Origin of the sequence: Streptomyces inhibens, from assembly GCF_003389455.1 — a bacterium.
Classification (GTDB): domain Bacteria; phylum Actinomycetota; class Actinomycetes; order Streptomycetales; family Streptomycetaceae; genus Streptomyces; species Streptomyces inhibens.
In genome coordinates this window covers 1-18,192 of record NZ_QUAC01000215.1, presented here as the reverse complement: position 1 = coordinate 18,192, position 18,192 = coordinate 1, and the positions used below count along the sequence as shown (strand labels likewise).

14 protein-coding genes and 1 pseudogene are annotated in these 18,192 nt (G+C 70.7%); 6 read left to right on the top strand and 9 right to left on the bottom strand.

The genetic code is table 11. The features are described from left to right. The first annotated feature begins 469 nt into the window (after nt 1-469). Nucleotides 470-3,952, top strand: coding sequence for an ATP-binding protein (locus tag DY245_RS26885; RefSeq protein WP_128509806.1), 3,483 nt, complete (start codon nt 470-472; stop codon nt 3,950-3,952). Between the two features lie 370 nt (nt 3,953-4,322). On the opposite strand, the gene DY245_RS26880 is transcribed toward DY245_RS26885, so the two are convergent. Both DY245_RS26880 and DY245_RS26875 read right to left on the bottom strand, forming a co-directional pair. Then, nucleotides 4,323-4,577 carry a hypothetical protein gene (locus DY245_RS26880; protein WP_086720495.1) on the bottom strand — a complete coding sequence of 85 codons (255 nt, stop codon included), beginning with the start codon at nt 4,575-4,577 and terminating at the stop codon, nt 4,323-4,325. A 348-nt stretch (nt 4,578-4,925) separates the two neighbouring features. Further along, nucleotides 4,926-5,885, bottom strand: coding sequence for a D-2-hydroxyacid dehydrogenase family protein (locus DY245_RS26875; protein WP_128509805.1), 960 nt, complete (start codon nt 5,883-5,885; stop codon nt 4,926-4,928). 197 nt (nt 5,886-6,082) lie between these two features. Here DY245_RS26875 and DY245_RS26870 point away from each other — a divergent pair, with 197 nt between their 5' ends. After that, complete coding sequence (locus tag DY245_RS26870; protein WP_128509804.1) at nt 6,083-7,204, top strand: ADP-ribosylglycohydrolase family protein; 1,122 nt, start codon at nt 6,083-6,085, stop codon at nt 7,202-7,204. 140 nt (nt 7,205-7,344) lie between these two features. On the opposite strand, the gene DY245_RS26865 is transcribed toward DY245_RS26870, so the two are convergent. Beyond that, nucleotides 7,345-8,121, bottom strand: a complete 777-nt coding sequence (locus DY245_RS26865) for an AraC family transcriptional regulator (RefSeq protein WP_128509803.1) — start codon at nt 8,119-8,121, stop codon at nt 7,345-7,347. 19 nt (nt 8,122-8,140) lie between these two features. Here DY245_RS26865 and DY245_RS26860 point away from each other — a divergent pair, with 19 nt between their 5' ends. Then, nucleotides 8,141-8,650: a DUF4345 domain-containing protein gene (locus DY245_RS26860; protein ID WP_244943283.1), complete on the top strand. Its 510-nt coding sequence runs from the start codon at nt 8,141-8,143 to the stop codon at nt 8,648-8,650. Nucleotides 8,651-8,773: 123 nt separating this feature from the next. On the opposite strand, the gene DY245_RS26855 is transcribed toward DY245_RS26860, so the two are convergent. After that, nucleotides 8,774-10,372 (bottom strand): sodium:solute symporter family protein, encoded by a 1,599-nt coding sequence (locus tag DY245_RS26855; RefSeq protein ID WP_128509802.1) that lies wholly within the window; start codon nt 10,370-10,372, stop codon nt 8,774-8,776. A gap of 288 nt (nt 10,373-10,660) precedes the next feature. Here DY245_RS26855 and DY245_RS26850 point away from each other — a divergent pair, with 288 nt between their 5' ends. Further along, nucleotides 10,661-10,855 carry a hypothetical protein gene (locus DY245_RS26850; RefSeq protein WP_128509801.1) on the top strand — a complete coding sequence of 65 codons (195 nt, stop codon included), beginning with the start codon at nt 10,661-10,663 and terminating at the stop codon, nt 10,853-10,855. Here the strand turns inward: DY245_RS26850 and DY245_RS26845 are convergent. Then, nucleotides 10,816-11,601 carry an SDR family oxidoreductase gene (locus tag DY245_RS26845; protein ID WP_128509800.1) on the bottom strand — a complete coding sequence of 262 codons (786 nt, stop codon included), beginning with the start codon at nt 11,599-11,601 and terminating at the stop codon, nt 10,816-10,818. The genes DY245_RS26850 and DY245_RS26845 overlap by 40 nt on opposite strands. 149 nt (nt 11,602-11,750) lie before the next feature. Next, nucleotides 11,751-12,986 carry an aminotransferase-like domain-containing protein gene (locus DY245_RS26840; protein WP_128509799.1) on the bottom strand — a complete coding sequence of 412 codons (1,236 nt, stop codon included), beginning with the start codon at nt 12,984-12,986 and terminating at the stop codon, nt 11,751-11,753. Between the two features lie 182 nt (nt 12,987-13,168). On the opposite strand from DY245_RS26840, the gene DY245_RS26835 reads away from it, so the two are divergent. Then, the gene (locus DY245_RS26835; RefSeq protein WP_244943282.1) at nt 13,169-14,077 is read left to right on the top strand and encodes a hypothetical protein; all 909 of its coding nucleotides are present in this window, start codon (nt 13,169-13,171) and stop codon (nt 14,075-14,077) included. Between the two features lie 147 nt (nt 14,078-14,224). Here the strand turns inward: DY245_RS26835 and DY245_RS26830 are convergent, their stop codons facing one another. The 3 genes from DY245_RS26830 to DY245_RS26820 all read right to left on the bottom strand — a co-directional run bounded on the left by DY245_RS26830 (nt 14,225) and on the right by DY245_RS26820 (nt 16,517). After that, nucleotides 14,225-14,434 (bottom strand): DUF397 domain-containing protein, encoded by a 210-nt coding sequence (locus tag DY245_RS26830; RefSeq protein WP_128509798.1) that lies wholly within the window; start codon nt 14,432-14,434, stop codon nt 14,225-14,227. 199 nt (nt 14,435-14,633) lie between these two features. Next, complete coding sequence (locus DY245_RS26825) at nt 14,634-15,500, bottom strand: helix-turn-helix domain-containing protein (protein WP_128509797.1); 867 nt, start codon at nt 15,498-15,500, stop codon at nt 14,634-14,636. A 249-nt stretch (nt 15,501-15,749) separates the two neighbouring features. Next, the gene (locus tag DY245_RS26820) at nt 15,750-16,517 is read right to left on the bottom strand and encodes a GOLPH3/VPS74 family protein (protein ID WP_128509796.1); all 768 of its coding nucleotides are present in this window, start codon (nt 16,515-16,517) and stop codon (nt 15,750-15,752) included. 484 nt (nt 16,518-17,001) lie between these two features. Between DY245_RS26820 and DY245_RS26815 the strand changes: the two are divergent. Continuing rightward, nucleotides 17,002-18,192, top strand: a pseudogene (locus DY245_RS26815) (D-alanyl-D-alanine carboxypeptidase); the annotation flags it as partial.

Here is an 18,192-nt window from a genome sequence, read left to right as displayed (position 1 = left end):
GCCCACCCCTCGCGAAGGGGGCAGGTTCCCCACTACACCCGCCCACCCCCCGAAGGGGGGTGGGCGGCGGGGAAAAACAACAACAGGGGGTGGGCGGCGGGGAAGGGGAGGTTAGCTCAGTGGGCGGCGGCGGACACCACACGTGGCAGTGCGTGTGCACGATTCGGGTCCCTCGCTGATCCGGCCAGCGGTTCACGTTGCACGCAAGCCCAGACACGCAACCCGCAGACACGCAGTCGCAGACACGTCGGCCGCAAGCAGGCACGCGGCCGCAGCCCGTAGGCAGACGGCCCGCAGACACGCAGGCCGCAGGCAGGCACGCAGCAAGCCCCGCATCGTGCGCCGTAACTCGATGACCTGGCCTGGCCGACGAGTTATCCGGAGTTATCCACAGGCCCAGATCCTCGACTCCGCCGAAGGCTAATCTGCGGGAGCAGGGCAGCAAGAGCACGCGGAGGGGGTGTAGGCGGTGGGGCGCAGACTGTCGCGGCAGGAGTTGATCCGGCTGCGTCGCCGGGAGGGATTCGTCGGGCGGCGGGGCGAAATCGCGGCCTTCCGTGACAACTTCGCGCGGGCCGCGGAGGATCCGGCGCATCAGTTCCTGTTCCATGTGCACGGCCAGGCGGGCGTCGGCAAGACGTCCCTGATCCGGCAGTTCGAGGACACCGCACGCGAGCACAGCGCGCCGATCGCGTACGTCGACGAGGCGGTGCACGGCACCCCCGAAGCGATGGCCGGCATCAGCGCTCAACTGGCTGCCCAGGGACGCCCTTTGAAGGTCTTCGACAAGCTGCTCGCCACGTACCGAGAGCGGCGGCACGAGGTCGAGGCGGCGGCGGTCGCCGCGGAGGGCCCGTCCGACCCTGCGGACACGGGCGATCCCCAGGGGGCCGCCCCCTCGCCCGGCAGCATGATCGTGGCCCAGGCCGGGCTCGCCGGCCTCGGGTTGGTGCCAGGCGTCGGCGCCGTCACCGGAGCACTCGACCCCCGCCAGGTGGCACGCGGCGCGGACCGGCTGCGCGGTCTGCTCAGCGCCCGGCTGCGCAACCACGATGACGTCCAGCTGGTGATGGCGCCGGTGGAGGCGCTGACCCCGGTCTTCGTCCGTGAAGTGAGCGCCGTCGCCGACGAGGTGCCCTCACTGTGCCTCTTCTTCGACACCTACGAGCGGACCGGGCCGCTGCTGGACATCTGGCTGCGCGACGTCCTGGTCAGCGACAGATACGGCCCGCTGGCTCCCAACGTGGTGGTGACCCTTGCCGGCCAGACCGCGCTGGACCGCCGCTGCTGGGCCGACTACCTCGACTGCGTGGCGGACCTGCCGCTGGACGCCTTCACCGAGGCCGAGGCGCGGCAGTTCCTCGCGACCAGGGACATCGCCGACGAGCGCATCGTCGAGGTGATCCTGCGGCTGTCCGGCGGCCTGCCGGTGCTGGTCTCCACCCTCGCCGAGAACCGCCCGCGCGCAGCCGAGGCCGTCGACGACCCCAGCGACACGGCCGTCGAGCGCTTCCTGAAGTGGGAGACGGACCCGGTCCGCCGTGAGGCGGCACTGGCGGCGGCCCTGCCACGCCATCTGGACGAGGACATCTTCCGGGCCGCGGTGGATGCGGCCGCCGCCGAACAGTTCGGCTGGCTGTGCGGACTGCCGTTCGTCGCCGACCGGGCCGGGCGATGGCAGTACCACGAGGTGGTGCGTACGGCGATGCTGCGCCTCCAGCGGCGTAGATCACCGCAGACGTGGACGGCCCGGCACCGCCACCTCGCCGAGGCCGCCCGGCGCCGCCGTACGGAATGCGCGACCGACGCGCACCCGGCGGAGTCCTGGACCGACGAACGCCGGCTGGAGTACCGGCTTCGGGAGACCTACCACTCCCTCTGCGCAGACCCTCAGCCATCCCTCTCCCAGGCTCTGGCCGACGTCCTGGACGCCGCTGAAAACGAATGGCCTGCGGTACGCAGAGTGGTGGAGGCCATCCGCCAGGCCGGCGAGGACGGGGGCGCCCGCGAGGTCAGCGACTGGGGCGACCGGCTGACCGGCGCGCTCACCGAGGACGGCGGTGGCCTGATCGAGGTCCTCACCGCACTGCTCGCCCGCCCCGGTCTGGACGTGGCTCAGCAGGCCCGCATCCACCGCATCCGCGGCCGTGAGCACCGTAAGGCCGAAGCCTGGCCGCAGGCGTTCGCCGACTTCGACCGCTGCCTGGAGCTGGAGCCGCGGAACGCCCCTGCGCTGCTCGGCCGCGGTCTGACGCATCGCTATATGCGCAGCTTCGAGCGCGCCGCCGAGGACTACATCCGCGCCCTGGAGATCAACCCCGATTCGGTGGAGGCCGCGTCCCAACTCGGCGAGGCCTACCGTCTCCTGGGCCGCTTCGAGCAGGCCATGACCGAATTCGACCGGGCCCTGGCCCTTCAGCCCCGGCATGCCTTCACCATCGCCAGCCGCGCCGTCTGCCTCCGCCGCCTCGGTTGCCACGAGGAAGCCCTGGCGGGCCTGGAGCGCGCCATCGAGATCAACGCGAAGTACGCCTGGGCGATGGCCGAACGGGGCGCGACCTACCGTGACATGGGGCAGTACGACCTGGCCCTGGCGGAGTTCGACCGGGCGCTGGCCGTCAATCCCACCTATGTATGGGCCTACGCCCGCCGAGGCATCACCCTGCGCGTCATGGGCCGCTACGAGGAAGCCCTTGCCGCCCTCGGGCGCGCGGCCGAACTCCAGCCGGCCGACCCCTGGGTATGGGCCGAGCACTGCAACACGTACCTGGACATGCAGTGTGAGGAGCAGGCGCTCGAAGCCGTGGACCGAGCCCTTGCCATCGACCCCGCATACGCCTGGGCCCACATGGCCCGGGGAGCCACACTGCGCGCCCTGGGCCGCTATGAGGAGGCACTGGCGGCTCTCGACCGCTCCCTGGAGCTCGACGGGGACGACGCCCGGGTGTGGGGACTCCGCGGTGAGGTGGCCGGCCACCTGGGCCGCCACGAACAGGCCCTCGCGGACCTTGACCGTTCGATCGCCCTGGACCCCGCATACGCCCCTACCCGCGAGCAACGGGGCATGGTGCTGTGGACTCTGGGCCGCGCCGAGGAGGCCCGTTCCGAACTCTCCGCCGCTCTTCGCCTCACCCCGGACTCCCACCGGGCCCTGGCGACCCGAGGGAAGATCAATCTGCTCACGGGCCGACTCACCGAAGCGCTGACGGACTTCGACCGGGCCATCGAACTCGGCGCGGCCCCCGGCCCCACCTTCGTCCAACGCGGCAGAGCCCACCGCCTGCGGGGCGACGACTCCCGCGCCCTGGCCGACTTCGACCGCGCCCTCGCCGACGCCGGGCCGTCCGCCACCCTCCTGGCCCTCAAGGCGGGCTGCCTGCGCAGGGCCGGTCAACTCGACGCGGCGCAGGGGGCGGTCGAGGCGGCGCGGGGAGCTATGGGCGCCGGCTGCGGCGGACCGGTCGCCGGCCTGCTCGTCCGGTACGAGGCAGCGCTGCTTGCGGGCACGGTCAGCGGCGTGGACGCGAGGACCGTGGATGCCTGGGAGGCGCTGCTGCGAGCCGAAGGGATGGGGGAGGCATCGGTCATAGCGGGTATGCCGGGCGGGGTCGACGGCGACGGTAGTCACCGTAACCACGGCACTCACGGCAGCGACGGGAACGCCGGCAGCGACGGGAGCGGCGGGGGCGACGGCAACCATGTGATGGGGGCGGGTGTGGCAGCGGCAGCGGCAGCTGCAGCAGTCGTCAGTCGCTGTGCCCTGCGCGATTGGGCGGGCGCCGAGGCCGTTGTGGCCGAGCTGGTGGACGGTCGGCCCTGGGAGACCGTTGCCGAGACCGAGCTGGGGGTGCGCGACCTCGCGTGTCTGCCGGGCGCGGACGTCGAGCGGCTCGAGGCGATACGTAGCGGGCTGATACGCCACATGCGGGCGACGGCCGCCGCCCTGAGGTGACCGAGCAGGCGTGGTGACCGAGCAGGCGTGTGAACGAGCAAGTGACGTGACTGAGCGAGTGAGGTGACTGAGCGAGCGGGGTGGCTGCGCGAGCGGGGCGGCCTGACAGCCGAGGTGACCTGGTGGCTGAGGTGGTCCAGCAACCGATGGGACCCGTTAGCCGAGGGGCCCAGCAACCAAGGGGGCCTAGTGATCAAGGACGTCCAGTAACCAAGGGCGCCCAGTAGCCAAGGAGGGTCCAGCGGCTAAGGAGGCCCAGTGACTGAGGAGGCCTGTTAATCGAGGTGACGGAGGTGGAGTGGCCGGGGTGATGTGGCTGCCGGGGTGATGTTGGGGCCCGGGGTGGGGGAGCTGGATTGGTTGGTGGTTCTCACTCTCCCTCGTATTCGGCCTCGTGCTGCAGGATGCACTGCTGCCATTGCGACAGTGCCTCTTCGCGGTCGCCTCCGCTGTCCTGGGCGGCGACGATCAGGGCGTCGGCGGCCATGGCGGCGAGCCGTACCGCGATATGGCAGACATCGCTCTGGGGGAGCGGCCGGAGGAGTTCCACCGCGCCGTCGCTGTCTCCGGAGAGCGCGGAGGCGACGACGGCCATGGTGGTGCGATCCCACTCGTACTCGGACATGGGGAGAGCATGCCCAGCGGGCGGCGCAGCCATCATCGAACGGATGACCGCCGATCGGGGAGGGGTGAGGAGGGGCGGGGAGGGGGAGGGGGAGGGGCCCGCCCCCCTTCCGCCCAGTTGCCACCACCCCAGCTGTCCGCCCACCGCCGCCCTGGTTACCACCCCAGCCGTCCGTCCAGCCGTCGCCCCAGTTGCCACCCCAGCCGTCCGCCCAGCCGTCGCCCCAGTTGCCACCCCAGCCGTCGGCCCAGTGGCCACCGGCCACTCCAGTCGCCCGCCCAGCCGCCGGCCCAGTCGTTGTCGGTCCGGTCGCCTGCTCAGTTGCCGGCCCGGTCGTCAGCCGAGTCGTCAGCCCAGTTGTCGGATCGGGGTGCCCGCCAGGAAGGCGGTGATGTCTTCGACGGCCTGTTGGAAGTAGCCCTCGTAGTTGCGGCGGGTGACATAGCCGAGGTGGGGGAGGGCGAGGACGTTCGGGAGGGTGCGCAGGGGGTGGTCGGCAGGCAGCGGTTCGTGGTCGAAGACGTCCAGGCCGGCGCCGGCGATCCAGTTTTCGCGCAACGCCTGGAGCAGCGCGGGCTGGTCGACGATGGCGGCGCGGGAGGTGTTGACGAGGTAGCTGGTGGAGCGCATCCGGCGGAGTTCGTCGGCGCCGAGGAGGCCGCGGGTGCGGTCGCCGAGGACGAGGTGTACGGAGACGAAGTCGCTGGTCTCCAGGAGCTCTTCCTTGGTGGCGGTGGCGCGGACGCCCGCCTCCGCGGCGCGTTCGGCAGTCAGATTCCGGCTCCAGGCCACGACGTTCATGCCGAAGGCCTGGCCGATCCGGGCGACCCGGGCGCCGGTCTTGCCCAGGCCGAGCAGTCCGAGCGTACGGCCGTGCAGATCGGCGCCGAGCGTGCTCTGCCAGGGGCCGCCGGTCCGCATCGCGGCGTTTTCGGTGACGATGTTGCGGGCGAGGCCCAGGATCAGCGCCCAGGTCAGTTCGACGGGCGGTTCGGTGTTGCTGGCCGTGCCGCAGACGGTGACGCCGTGCCGGGCGGCGGCCTCCAGATCGATGGCGGCGTTGCGCATTCCGGAGGTGATCAGAAGCCGGAGGCGGGGCAGCCGGGCGAGGAGCGAGGCGGGGAACGGGGTGCGCTCGCGCATCGCGACGACGATCTCGCAGTCGCCGATCGCGGCGACCACCTCGTCCTCGGAGCGGAAGGGCTGCCGCAGCGTACGGACGTCCACGGCGTCGGCCACGGAGGACCAGTCGGCCATCGAGAGGGCGACGCCCTGGTAGTCGTCGAGTACGGCGCAGCGCGGAGTCATGCTGGGTTCTCCCCGGAGGTGTGGCGGACGGCGGATGGCCGGATGGTGTTCATCGGGACCGTACCGACCAAAAGCCTCCTAGTGAGTGACTATTCGCATTACTCACCTGGCCAGAAATTGATCAATCCTGGTCGATTACAGTGCTGCGCCAGGGGCATCTGCAAGGCCCCGGAACGTTGTGAGCTTCGGGAGGCGCAGTGAGTGCAGCGGGAGGCGGCGCCGCCATCTGGGGGCGCGCGGAACAGCAGGATTTCCGCAGCCGGGTACGCGGCTGTCTGCTCGGCGGCGCCATCGGCGACGCGCTCGGCGCGGGCATCGAATTCGACTCGCTGGACGCGATCCGTGAGGCGCACGGCCAGGAGGGCGTGACGGACTTCGTGCCCGCTTACGGGCGGCGCGGCGCGGTCACCGACGACACCCAGATGACCCTGTTCACCGTCGACGGCCTGATCCGCGCCCAGGTACGGCGCGACACCGGCGCCTGGCACCCGCCCACCGACGTCCACCGCGCCTATCTGCGCTGGGCCGCCACCCAGAACGACTGGGGCCCGGACGAGCGCAAGAAGGACGACGGCTGGCTCGCCCGCGAGGAGTGGCTCTACTCCCGCCGCGCGCCCGGCCGGGCCTGTCTGAGCGGCCTCGGCGACGAGGTGATGGGCACCCTCGACAAGCCCAAGAACCCGGACTCGAAGGGCTGCGGCGCGGTGATGCGCTCCGCGCCGTTCGGCCTGCTGGTCGGCTGGGAGCCGCAGCTGGTCTTCCAGCTCGCCGCCGAGTGCGCGGCACAGACGCACGGCCACCCCACCGGCTACCTGGCGGCCGGCGCGTTCGCGGTCATCAGCCACTCCCTGGCCCGCGGCGAGGACCTCGACGGCGCCGTACAAAAAGCGCTGGCGCATCTGGCCACCCGCCCCGGCCACGAGGAGACCACCGACGCCCTCAAGCGCGCGCTCGGCGCCGTACGGCAGGGCATGCCGACGCCGGCCCGGGTGGAGTCGCTGGGCGAGGGCTGGACGGCCGAGGAGGCGCTGGCGATCGGCGTGTACTGCGCACTGGTCGCCGAGGACATCCGGCACGGCCTGCTGCTCGCCGTCAACCACGGCGGCGACAGCGACTCCACCGGCGCCATCTGCGGCAATCTGCTCGGCACACTGCACGGCGAGACGGCGCTGCCGCCGGTGTGGCTGGTGGAGCTGGAGGGCCGGCACACGATTCTGCAGCTGGCCGACGACTTCTCGATGGAGATGACGCAGGGGGCGGCGCTGCACGGGCCGGCCGGGTCGTCGCCGGGGTGGCTCGCGCGGTATCCGCGGGCGTAGCAGGCCAGGGGGCACGGCCACGGCCACGGGGCACCGGCCACCAACCTCAAGCCACCGGCCACCAACCTCAAGGCACCGGCCACCAGCCGCCAACCACGGGCCGTAAGCCACCGGCCACTGGGCGCAGCACACCCGCCCGCTCACTCCCCCCGAAGCTCGTGCGCCCAGTAGCCCGCGGCGTACGTCTCGTCGATGATCACGCAGTGGGCAGCCAGCAGCCGGCTCGGGCGCAGACCGAAGGTGGCGTGGAAGGTGCTGCTGAGGTGGGACGGGCTGGAGAAGCCCGCCTCCGCGGACGCCGCGGTGAGGGTGCCGTGGTCCAGCAGCGCCCGCCCGGCGCGCAGCATCCGCGCCCACATCCGGTAGCGGCGGAAGCTGGTGCCGGTCTGCTCACGGAACAGGTGCAGGAACCGGGACCGGGACAGACCGGCTCGGACGGCGTACTCCGTCGCGCCGTCGGTCAGCTGCGGCTCCCGGAGCAGCCGGCGTACCGTGGCCCGGATCCGCGGATCGATGTCCGGGCGCTCCGCCGGTTCGGGCGCCGCGCAGAGGCGTACGAGATCCGTCTCCGCCGCGGCGGAGACCGTCACCGCTTCCTCGCCCGCTCCCAGGGCCTCCCGGCAGGCGCGTTCCGCGGCCGAGCCCGGCTCGAAGTAGCAGAAGGTCATCCAGCCGCCGTGCGCCTCGATCCGGTGCGGCACCCGGGGCCGTATCAGCGCACTACGGGCCGTACGGCGCACTCCGTCCGCCGTCTCGACGGTGAACTCCGTGTCGACGCCGAGGGCGAGGCAGGAGACCGAGCCGGAGTGCAGATCCAGTTCCAGCGACGGGCCGCTGTAGACGGCGCGCCCGGGCCACAGATTGAGCTGCGCCGACGGGCTGCGGCAGCACGTTGATGAAAGCGCGTCGTCGGTCATGCACGGCATCCTCGCGCACATGACGCACACCCTCGTCCACATGACGCACACCCCCGCCACCCACGCCCTCACCGACATCGGGCACACCCTCGGCCCCAACGTCCTCGCCGCCAACACCCCTGCCGCCAGCGCCCTGTTCACCACCGCGCACACCGCCCTGGCGCTCTTCTTTCTCGGCATGGGGCTGTACGGGCTGGCCGCGCCCGCCCGTCTGGTCCGCCCGTTCGGCATCCGTCTCGACGGGGCGGCGGCCCGTAACGAAGTACGTGCCGTCTACGGCGGGTTCGGCGTCGCGATGGCCGTCCTGCTCGGCTGGGCGGCGGCCGATCCGGCGGATGCGCTACGCCGCGGTGCGGTGCTCGCGGTCGCGGTAGCGCTGCTCGGGATGGCCGGCGGCCGGCTCGCGGCACGCCTCGCCGAGCCGCCGGGACCGTGGTACCCGTCGTGGTTCTACTGCGGGGTGGAGGTGTGCGGTGGGGGCGTGCTGCTGGCCACGGTCATGGTCACGACACCGGGCCCGGCAACCTGAACCGCAACCCACGCCACGCCGACGCCACACCCACACCCACACCCACACCCACATCCACGGCGCCCCGAACGGCAACCCACCACCACACCGCCGCTGCCACCACACCCCCACCCTCACCCCGCCTCAGCCGCGTCCCCCCTGAACCCCCTCCGACGCATCCCCCAACGACACACCCCCGGACACCCCTTCCACCCCGCCCCCCTGCTCCGGAAGCGCACCCAGAACCGCCGCCCCCGCCCCCTCGTCATCACCCGAGTTGATGCGGTCCAGCACCGCATCCCGCTCCTCGGTGTCCTCCGGCCGGACGAAGCCGAGCAGGATGAAGAGGATGAGCGAGGTGGCGACCGGCGAGACGATCTGGATCTGCAACTGGATGCCGCTCAGGCCGTAGTTGGTCAGCCAGAAGGCGAACAGACCGGCCGCCCACGAACCCAGTGCCGCCGTGGGCCCGGACTTGCGGAAGGTCCGCAACATGCCGAGCAGGAACGGGATGGAGATCGGTCCGACCAGCCCGGCCACCCACTTGATGACGACGGTGATGATGTCCTTGAATGTGGGCGAGTTGACCTGTGTCGCTATCGCCATCGAAAGACCCAGGAAGGCGACCGTCGACAGCCGTGCGGCCAGCAGCCCGGCCCGGTGCGACCAGTCGCGTGCCTTCGCCGAGAGCGCCGGCGCGATGTCCCGGGTGAACACCGCGGAGATGGCGTTGGCGTCCGAGGAGCACATCGCCATCGTGTGGGAGAAGAAGCCGACGATGACCAGCCCCAACAGGCCGTGCGGCAGCAGGCGTTCGGTGAGCAGCGCATAAGAGTCGGAGGCGTCCGGCTTCTGGGGCCTGACCAGCAGCGGCGCGACCCACATGGGGAAGAAGAGGACCGCGGGCCAGATGAACCACAGCGCCGCCGAGAGCCGTGCCGAGCGCTTGGCCTGCTGGGCGCTGCGGGTGGCCATGAAGCGCTGGGCCTGGTTCCACATGCCGCCGCTGTACTCGAAGGTCTTGATGAAGAGATACGCGAGCAGGAAGGTGAGGGTGTACGGGCCGACGGTCGGCTGGGTGTGGCTGTCCGGCAGCCTGTCCCATACGGTCCACAGCGAGCTGAAGCCGCCCAGCTCGCCCATGACGGTGACCAGCATCGCGATACCGGCCAGCAGCTGGATGACGAACTGCCCCAGCTCGGTGAGCGCGTCCGCCCACAGGCCGCCGACCGTGCAGTAGACGCCGGTGATCACACCCGTGATGAGAATGCCCTGGTTGAGCGAGATACCGGTGAAGACGGACAACAGGGTGGCGATGGCGGCCCACTTGGCGCCCACGTCCACGATCTTCAGCAGCACGCCGGACCAGGCCAGTGCCTGCTGTGTCGGCAGGTTGTAGCGGGTCTTGAGGTATTCCAGCGGCGAGGCGACCCCGAGCCGTGAGCGCAGCCGGTTGAGCCGCCCGGCGAACAGCCGGGCGCCGATGGCGATGCCGATCGCGATGGGGAAGGACCAGGTGACGTAAGAGGTGACGCCGTATTGGTACGCGATGCCGGCGTATCCGGTGAACATTACCGCGCTGTAGCCGGACATGTGGTGGGAGATGCCGGACAGCCACCACGGCATCTTGCCGCCCGCGGTGAAGAAGTCGCTGACATTGTCCACCCGTTTGTGCGACCACACACCGATCGCGATCATCACGCCGAAGTAGCCGATGAGCACGGCCCAGTCGAGACTGTTCATGCCCCCTCCAGGGGTCCGCCTTGTGAATGTGCATCACTTCGCCGTGACGCGCTCTGTGGGGCGGGGTCCCCATGCGGGGGTGGGGACTTCGGGGATTGAACCGCTCGATGCGCGGGCCGGTCAAGGGCATCGGTGGTCATGGATGTGAACAGAGGTCAGTAAACCGAACGATTTTACCTTGTCTTGACCTCTGGGGGCGTTGTCCGGACCAGAGCGCCGACCCACGATGAGGCACACACTTCGCCGGGCGACGTATGCCCGAACGCACGAACCGACACCGGCACCGACGTGGGCGTCGGCATCGCCGCCGGCAGCAGCAACGGCCGCACGGGCGCGGGACCCCGTACGGCCGGCTGTCCGGAACGCGACGCGGACGCCCGGAAGGAGGACACGGACGCCCGGAAGGAGGGCACGGACGCCCGAAAGGAGGCGGTGCCCGACGGCTACCGCATCAGCTCCCCCGCATTGACCAGCAGCGACTGACCCGTGATGGCGCGCGCCCGGTCGGAGGCCAGAAAGACCGCGGTCTCGGCCACATCCGCGTCGGTCGCCAGCTCGGGCAGCGCCATCCGCCCGGTGAGCCGGCCGAGCACCTCGGACTCCGGTACGCCTTCGGTGTGCGCCTGGAACCGTACGTACGCCTCCACGGGCGGGCCCCACATCCACCCCGGCTGCACGGTGTTGACCCGTATCCGGTCCGGCCCCAGCTCGCGCGCCAGCGAGTACATGGCCGAGACCAGCCCGCCCTTGGACGCCGCATACGCCGCCTGCTGCACCTGTGAGGGCGCGGCGACCGACGACTGGGTGCCGATCATCACCACCGATCCGCCGCCGCGTGCCGTGAGCGACGGCAGACAGGCGCGGGTCATCCGCAGCGTGCCGAAGAGGTTGACGTCGACGACGTTGCGCCAGGAGTCGAAGTCGGCGTCCCGCAGGCCCCCGAAGAGCGAGTCCAGGGCGGCGACATGGATCACCGCATCGATGCCGCCGAACCGCTCCACGGCCAGCGCGGCCAGCGCCTCACACTGCCCCTCGTCGCCGATATCGGTCGCCCGCCAGGCTGTACGCCCGCCCGAAGGGTCGATCTGCGCCGCCGACTTGGCGAGGTTCGCCTCCGTACGGGCCCCCAGCACCACCGAGGCGCCGTCCCGTACGCAGGCCGCCGCGACCTGATGGCCGAGCCCGGCCCCGACGCCCGAGACGATGACGGTCTTGTTCCGCAGCAGCATGCGCGCCTCCCGGTCCCGGCCCAGTGCCTGACGGTCCGTCAGTGGCGTCAGGGTAGGGCCGGGGCGCGGGGAAGGCCAGGGGCGTTCATCGGTGCTTGCACTCGATCGGGGCGCTGCGGGCGGTGGTGGCGTTCTCGGCCCCCTCTCGCCTACCCCTCCCGGCGCGTGCCCTTCAGCGCGGTCTCCAGCGCCGTCTTCAGCCGGACCAGCCCCTCGCCGATCTCCGCCGGGGAGTGCGTCACGAACGACAGCCGGACGGCCGTGGGGTCCGGCGTGCCGGCGAAGAACGGCGCCCCGGGGACGTAGGCGACGTCATGCCGCACCACTTCGGGCAGCAGCGCCGTCGCGTCGTACCCCTCGGGCAGCGTCGCCCACACGAACATGCCGCCCGCCGGACGGTTCCAGCGCGAACCTTCGGGCAGCGCCGCGGACAACCCGCCGACCAGCGCATCCCGCCGCTCGCGGTAGGCGTCGCGCACCCGCCCCAGATGCGCCTCCAGGTCCGCCACCGTCAAGTACCGTGCCGCGGCCGCCTGGTCGACGGTCGAGGTGTGCAGATCGGCGGCCTGCTTGGCGATGACACAGGCACGCCGCAGCGCGGCCGGCGCGCGCAGGGTGCCCAGCCGCAGACCGGGCGCCATGATCTTGGAGAACGAGCCGAGCAGCGCCGTACGGTCCTCGGCCCCGGGGAAGGAAGCCACCCACGACACCGGGTCGCCCTCGAAACGCAGCTCTCCGTACGGGTCGTCCTCGGCGATCCACAGCCCGCGCCGCGCGGCGATCCCGGCGACCGCGGCCCGCCGTTCGGCGGTCAGCGTCCGGCCGGTCGGGTTCTGGAACGTCGGGATGATGTAGAGCAGCTTGGGCCGCTCGCGCGCCGCGATCTCGTCCAGCGCCGCCGGGTCCAGGCCCTCGTCGTCGGTCGGCACCGGCACCACCCGGGCGCCGGCGAGGGAGAAGATCTGCAACGCCGCGAGGTAGCAGGGGTCCTCGACCAGGACCACGTCGCCCGGCTCCAACAGGGCCGTGGCCAGCAGCGACAGGCCCTGCTGGGAACCGGTCGTCACCAGCACGTCATCGGCTTCGGTGGGCAGCCCGCGCGCGGTGCTGCGTGCCGCGACGGCCGCCCGCAGCGCCGGATCACCCTCGCTGGTGGAGTACTGCAGAGCCCGTCGGGGATCTTCGGCCAGCACATGCCCGAAGGCGTCGGCTATGCCCGCCGCGTCGAACAGCTCGGGCGCGGGCAGCCCGCCGGCGAACGAGATGACCTCGGGCCGGGCGGTGAGCGCCAGGATGTCGCGTACGGGCGAGCTGCCGGTCCGCGCCGCACGCGCGGCGAGCTCGGGGACGGGCGTGAGGGCGTCGGCAAGGATCGCGTCCGGCATGGCGGCTCCAATCGCTCCAGGTCTGCGGTTAACCCGCGTTAGCTGCAGATATCAGGCAGCTTAGGCGCCGCGGCGGGCGGTGTGCAGGGGTGTTCGCATGGTGAGCCGGGGCGCGGTTCGGGGCCCGCACCCCTCCCCTTCTGATGGATCGTCAGCTACACCTGTCTCTCATGACCGCAGACATGACCGCAGACAGCAAAGGAACGCCAGAGGTCGCAGCCTCCCGGGACGCTGCCGAAGCCGCCGTCGGCACCGGGGTCGACACCGGAGTCGCCGCCTACGCCGAACTGGCCGCCGTCGGCCCCTACGGTGTGCACCCCGGGCATGCGCTGATCACCATGGTCGAGCCGCATCCGGGCCATGAATACGCCTACAACCGCTGGTACGAGGACGACCACTACATCGCGGGCGCGATGGCGATGCCGTGGATGTTCGCCGGCCGCCGCTGGGTCGCCACCCGTGAGCTGCAACTGCTGCGCTACCCGGAGAAGTCCGCCGTCGCCCGGCCAGTCACGGCCGGCTGCTATCTCTCCACGTACTGGCTCACCGAGGGCCGCTACGACGAGCACATGAAGTGGACCGTCGGCATCAACAAGAGGCTCAACCGGGACGGCCGGGTCTACCAGGACCGTACCCATGTCTTCACGGCCTTCCAGGACCATGCGGCGACGGTCTACCGGGACGGCACGGCGGGCCCCCGGGACTTCCATGCGCTGGACCACCCGTACGCCGGGCTGGTGCTGGAGGTGATCGACGCGGACGGCCCGGAGCGGCGGGCCGAACTGCTGGAGTGGCTGCGCGCCCGGCATCTGCCGCGGCGGCTGGCGGGCTCACCCGCGGCGATGGTCACCGTCTTCCGGCCGACGCCGCTGCCGGGGGACCGGATGTCGTATGTGAAGCAGGTCGAGGGCGTCGACACCCGGCTGACGCTGCTGTGGTTCCTCCAGCAGGATCCGCGCGAGGCCTGGGCGGCGCATTTCGCGGGTCTGGCCGAGGAGGTCGGGGAGTCGGGGCTGGGGCGGGTGGAGCTGGTGGCGCCGTTCCTGCCGACCGTGCCCGGGACGGACCGGTACGTGGCCGAACTGCGCTGAGCGGAGCGCCCGTTCCTGGACCGCCGGCCGATGCGAAAGGTCGAAAAAGGGGGCTCGGCCGAGGGGCACGACCGAGCCCCCTCGGCCGGGACGGCGATCCAGTCGAGAGGGCTCGTATCTGCGGAGTCCGGACAGTGACGGCTCAGGTCACGCCATGCCGAACGCGCCGCCGGCGACGTCCGACACAAAGCTGCTCCAGGAGGAGTTGTCGAACGTGAGGCGCGGCCCCTCGGGATCCTTGGAGTCGCGCACCGCGATGGCTGCGGTGGTCGGTACGGCGATTTCCACGCAAGCGCCGTTACCACCGGAATACGAGGACTTGGTCCAGGAGAACGCGGAATTGGGCTGCACGGCCATGATCACTCCAACTCACTCTGAGTTACCGGGGATTCGGTAGTCATGACGCTACGCGCCAACATCACTAGCCGCAGAGGCCGTTCACCCGTCCGAATGGCATATTCCTTGATCTCTTTTCATGGAAGCGGAGGCAGGTGTACCGTGCGATCCTTTTCGCCGGAGCCCCGGATTCCGCCTCTAATGACTCAGTGACCGAACCTCATCCCATCGCATCCGCATGGGATTTCGCCGCGTCCGCGATGAACTCCCGACTCTGTTCCGCACTCAATGCCTGCGCACGCAAATGCTCGTACATGATCGTGTACTTGTGCACATCGTTGGTTTTCTCCAGATAGAGGTCGCTGGTGACGCCCTCGATGTACACCACGCTGGAATCGGAGGCGTCGTCGAATTCCAGGATGGAGAACGTTCCCGACATTCCGGCATGGGCGCCGGTGTGGTACGGCAGAACCTGGACCGTCACATGCGGCAATTGACTCATCTCGACGAGATGGTCGAGCTGCTCGCGCATGATCAGATGGCTGCCGACCACCCGCCGCAGCGCGCTCTCGTCCAGCACCACCCACAGCCGCAACGGGCGCTCGGGATCATTGACCCGCTCCTGGCGGCGCATCCGTACCTGGATCCGCTTCTCCAAGTGGTCGGGCGCCAGCTCGGGTACCGTCCCGGGAATCACGGCCTCGGCATAGCCGGGAGTCTGCAGCAGGCCGGGCACCAGCAGGGACTCGTAGATCCGCAGCGAGGCCGCCTCGGTCTCCAGACCGATGTAGACGCTGTAGGGGATGTCGCCGAAGGCGTGCCACCAGCCCTGCTGACGCGAATCCTTCGCCATCTGCATCAGCGAATCGACTATCCGGTGGTCCTCGACCTCGTAGACCGCGCACAGATCGCGGACATCGCGCTGACTGATGCTGCGGCGGCCGTTCTCGAGTCTGCTGATCTTCGACTGGGAGACCAGTAGCTTCTCGGCCACCTCTTCCGCCGTCATGCCCTTGAGCTCGCGGAGCCTTCGCAGCTCCTGGCCCAACCGGCGTCGCCTGACGGTGGGATTGACACTGGACGCCACGGGAAGTGCACCTCCGGCTCCGTACTGCTGTCGTTTCCTGTTCAGCAGACTGCCACTCCGGGGTGACACCGCGCAGTGAAATGCACACAGAAGGCGAGCGAGCATGTGCGCGGGGTAGCGGGCCGGCCGTCGTCCAGAACGGCCGGTCCGCCACCCCGCGCTCCTTGCTGCGGCTCCCGAACGGGATTGTGGGGATGGTGGTGCGGTGGGTGCACCGGTGGTGCCAGGGGTCGTACGCGGCTTACGTCGTCAGCGGGCGCCCACCCGGGCCATCCTGCTGTGGCCGTGCCGTGACTGACCCGGCGCGCCGGCCGGTTCCGCCGTGGCACGGGCCGGCGCCGGTTGCCGTACGGCTCCCGCGCTCGCGGCCTGCTGCGGCCGCCGAGGCTGTGCCGCGGCGCCGTTCTGCACATCCATGACGGCGTGTGCGACCAGCCCGCCCATCGGGTCGTGCCGGATCAGATCCCGGAGACGGGAGCGCGATGAACGCCCTTCGTTCCCTGGGTACAGATGCTTGCCGAGTCCGACCGCATGGGCCAGCGCGGCGAGCGCCGCGGTCCGCGGGTCCGGGGGTACGCCGGTGCGGATCGCGTTGTCCAGCCGGGCCCTGATTTCCCGGCTGATGGCCGTCTCCGTCGCCTGGTAGCGCGTCGTCGGCAGTACCCCGCACATCTGTCCCGCCACGGCATGCACCATGCCGCACCGTTCGAGATGCGTGAGATACGTCTGGCGCAGCCCCAGCCGGGGCCCGCCGATCCAGTGGACCGCGCGCACCGGACTGCCGCGTCGGCGCAGCAGTTCGAGCGCGGAGTCCAGAGTCGGATCTCCTGTCGGCCGTGCCATCACCACGGCGATACGATCCCCATCTGGGGCTATCCGTCCTGCCAGAGCCAGCTCTACTAGCTGGGCCCCGGCCAGGCCGAGGTCGAGCGACTGCGGCTGCGCTGTGGTGCCCGTGGTCGGGTCCAAAGCGAGCAGCAGAAGCTCCTCCGGAATTGTTCTGCGGCTCCTGCCCATCCATGCCTCCCCGCGTGGATGAATGACAGGGTGACCCCTCTCACATTCATCTGTCGAGAGTGCGTGGGGGGTTCGGTAGGGAACCGGTAGGTATGTCGTTCTCGTCTTGCACGTCGGCGACATCTATCCGTGGGGTGCGGCGCGTACCTGTACGCGTGGCGGCGCGATGGCGTCACGCGTACACAGGACACTTGGAAACACTGGGCCAGGCAGAGCAGTGCGACGTATGAAGGAGACATCGGTGGCGGGCGAGTCCCCCGACAAGTCGGACAAGAAGCAGTCGTCGGGGGAGACGACGCGGAGCGAACGCGATCCGCGCCTGTCGGTCCTCCGTGGGGAGCCGGACGAGCCGGCGAAGGAATCCGGGACGGAGGCCGCGGCGGAGTCGAACTCCGCGGGCGCGTCCGAGGCGTCTGAGGCGGCTCAGGGGGCCGCTGAGGGTGGTGAGGGCACCGGGGGTGGTGATGACCGCCTCCGGGCCGCTGTGGCCGCCTGGGTCGCGGGGAGCGATGACGAAGGCGCGGACGAGGGCGCTGACGAGGCGGCGGAGTCGGAGTCGGAGCCGGAGTCGGAGGGTGGCTCCGAGGGCGCTGAGGGGGATGCCGACGGTGCCGAGGCGAAGCCGGAAGCAAAGCCGGACGTGAAGTCGGACGTGAAGCCGGAAGCGAAGGCTGCGGCAAAGGCTGACGCGAAGGCCGAGGCAAAGGTCGATGCGAAGGTTGGCCCAAAGGCCGAGGTGAAGGCCGACGCGAAGGCTGATGCAAAGGTCGACGCGAAGGCTGATGCAAAGGCTTACGCCGGCCGTAAGGGCTCGGAGTCGGAGGTCGATTCCGAGCCCGAGTCGAAGGTCGAGTCGAAGGTCGAGACCGAAGCCGAGCCTGCCGCGAAGCCCAAGGTCGTCGACCAGCAGACTGCTGTGTTCAAGACCGTCGGGCCGCAGAAGGGCAAGCCCGACGAGGCTGCCCGGGACGGCAAGGGTGACGACGAGGCCGAGGCCGACGACGCGACCCGCGTGTTTGCCATTGCGAAGGTCAAGGGGAGGGGTGCCGCGGCCGAGTCCGTCGACCAGGCGACCACCGCGTTCAAGATCACCCCGCCCGCCAAGGGCACGGCCAAGAGCACGACCGCGGCCAAGGACAAGCCCGGGACCAAGGACAAGCCCGAGACCAAGGACAAGCCTGAGACCAAGGGCAAGTCCGAGACCAAGGGCAAGCCTGAGACCGAGGACAAGGACAAGGGCGAGGAAGGGGCTGGTGCCAAGAGCGCCCCTGCCGCCGAGCGTGAAGCCGAGCGGACCAGCCAGTTCGTGGCGCTGAAGTCGGCGGACGACGGCACGGCGGGCAAGTCGCTGGGCAAGACGGCGCCCAGGACTCCCGCCCGTACGCCCGACAAGGCCGCCGACAAGCCCTCGGGCAAGGCCGCCGACAAGCCCTCGGGCAAGGCCGCCGACAAGCCCTCGGGCAAGGCCGCCACGGAAAAGCCGGCGGACAAGGCCCCCGGCAAGGCGTCCGACAAGCCTGCGGACAAGCCCGCCACCGAAAAGCCGGCGGACAAGGCGGGAGACAAGCCGGCGGACAAGCTGGCCGCCGGCAAGGCTCCGGGCGCCCTGCCCGCCGCCGCGCCCGCCGCACCGTCCAAGCCCGGCGCCATGCCGCCCGCCGCCCCCACGGGCGCC

Bases quoted from the DNA above. Each gene is read 5' to 3' on its own strand.
- DY245_RS26845 (WP_128509800.1), bottom strand. From the start codon at position 11,601: ATGCTGCTGCGGAACAAGACCGTCATCGTCTCGGGCGTCGGGGCCGGG.
- DY245_RS26875 (WP_128509805.1), bottom strand. From the start codon at position 5,885: ATGACTCCGCGCTGCGCCGTACTCGACGACTACCAGGGCGTCGCCCTC.
- DY245_RS26865 (WP_128509803.1), bottom strand. From the start codon at position 8,121: ATGACCGACGACGCGCTTTCATCAACGTGCTGCCGCAGCCCGTCGGCG.
- DY245_RS26855 (WP_128509802.1), bottom strand. From the start codon at position 10,372: ATGAACAGTCTCGACTGGGCCGTGCTCATCGGCTACTTCGGCGTGATG.
- DY245_RS26830 (WP_128509798.1), bottom strand. From the start codon at position 14,434: ATGGCCGTGCAGCCCAATTCCGCGTTCTCCTGGACCAAGTCCTCGTAT.
- DY245_RS26860 (WP_244943283.1), top strand. From the start codon at position 8,141: ATGACGCACACCCTCGTCCACATGACGCACACCCCCGCCACCCACGCC.
- DY245_RS26835 (WP_244943282.1), top strand. From the start codon at position 13,169: ATGACCGCAGACAGCAAAGGAACGCCAGAGGTCGCAGCCTCCCGGGAC.
- DY245_RS26880 (WP_086720495.1), bottom strand. From the start codon at position 4,577: ATGTCCGAGTACGAGTGGGATCGCACCACCATGGCCGTCGTCGCCTCC.
- DY245_RS26840 (WP_128509799.1), bottom strand. From the start codon at position 12,986: ATGCCGGACGCGATCCTTGCCGACGCCCTCACGCCCGTCCCCGAGCTC.
- DY245_RS26820 (WP_128509796.1), bottom strand. From the start codon at position 16,517: ATGGGCAGGAGCCGCAGAACAATTCCGGAGGAGCTTCTGCTGCTCGCT.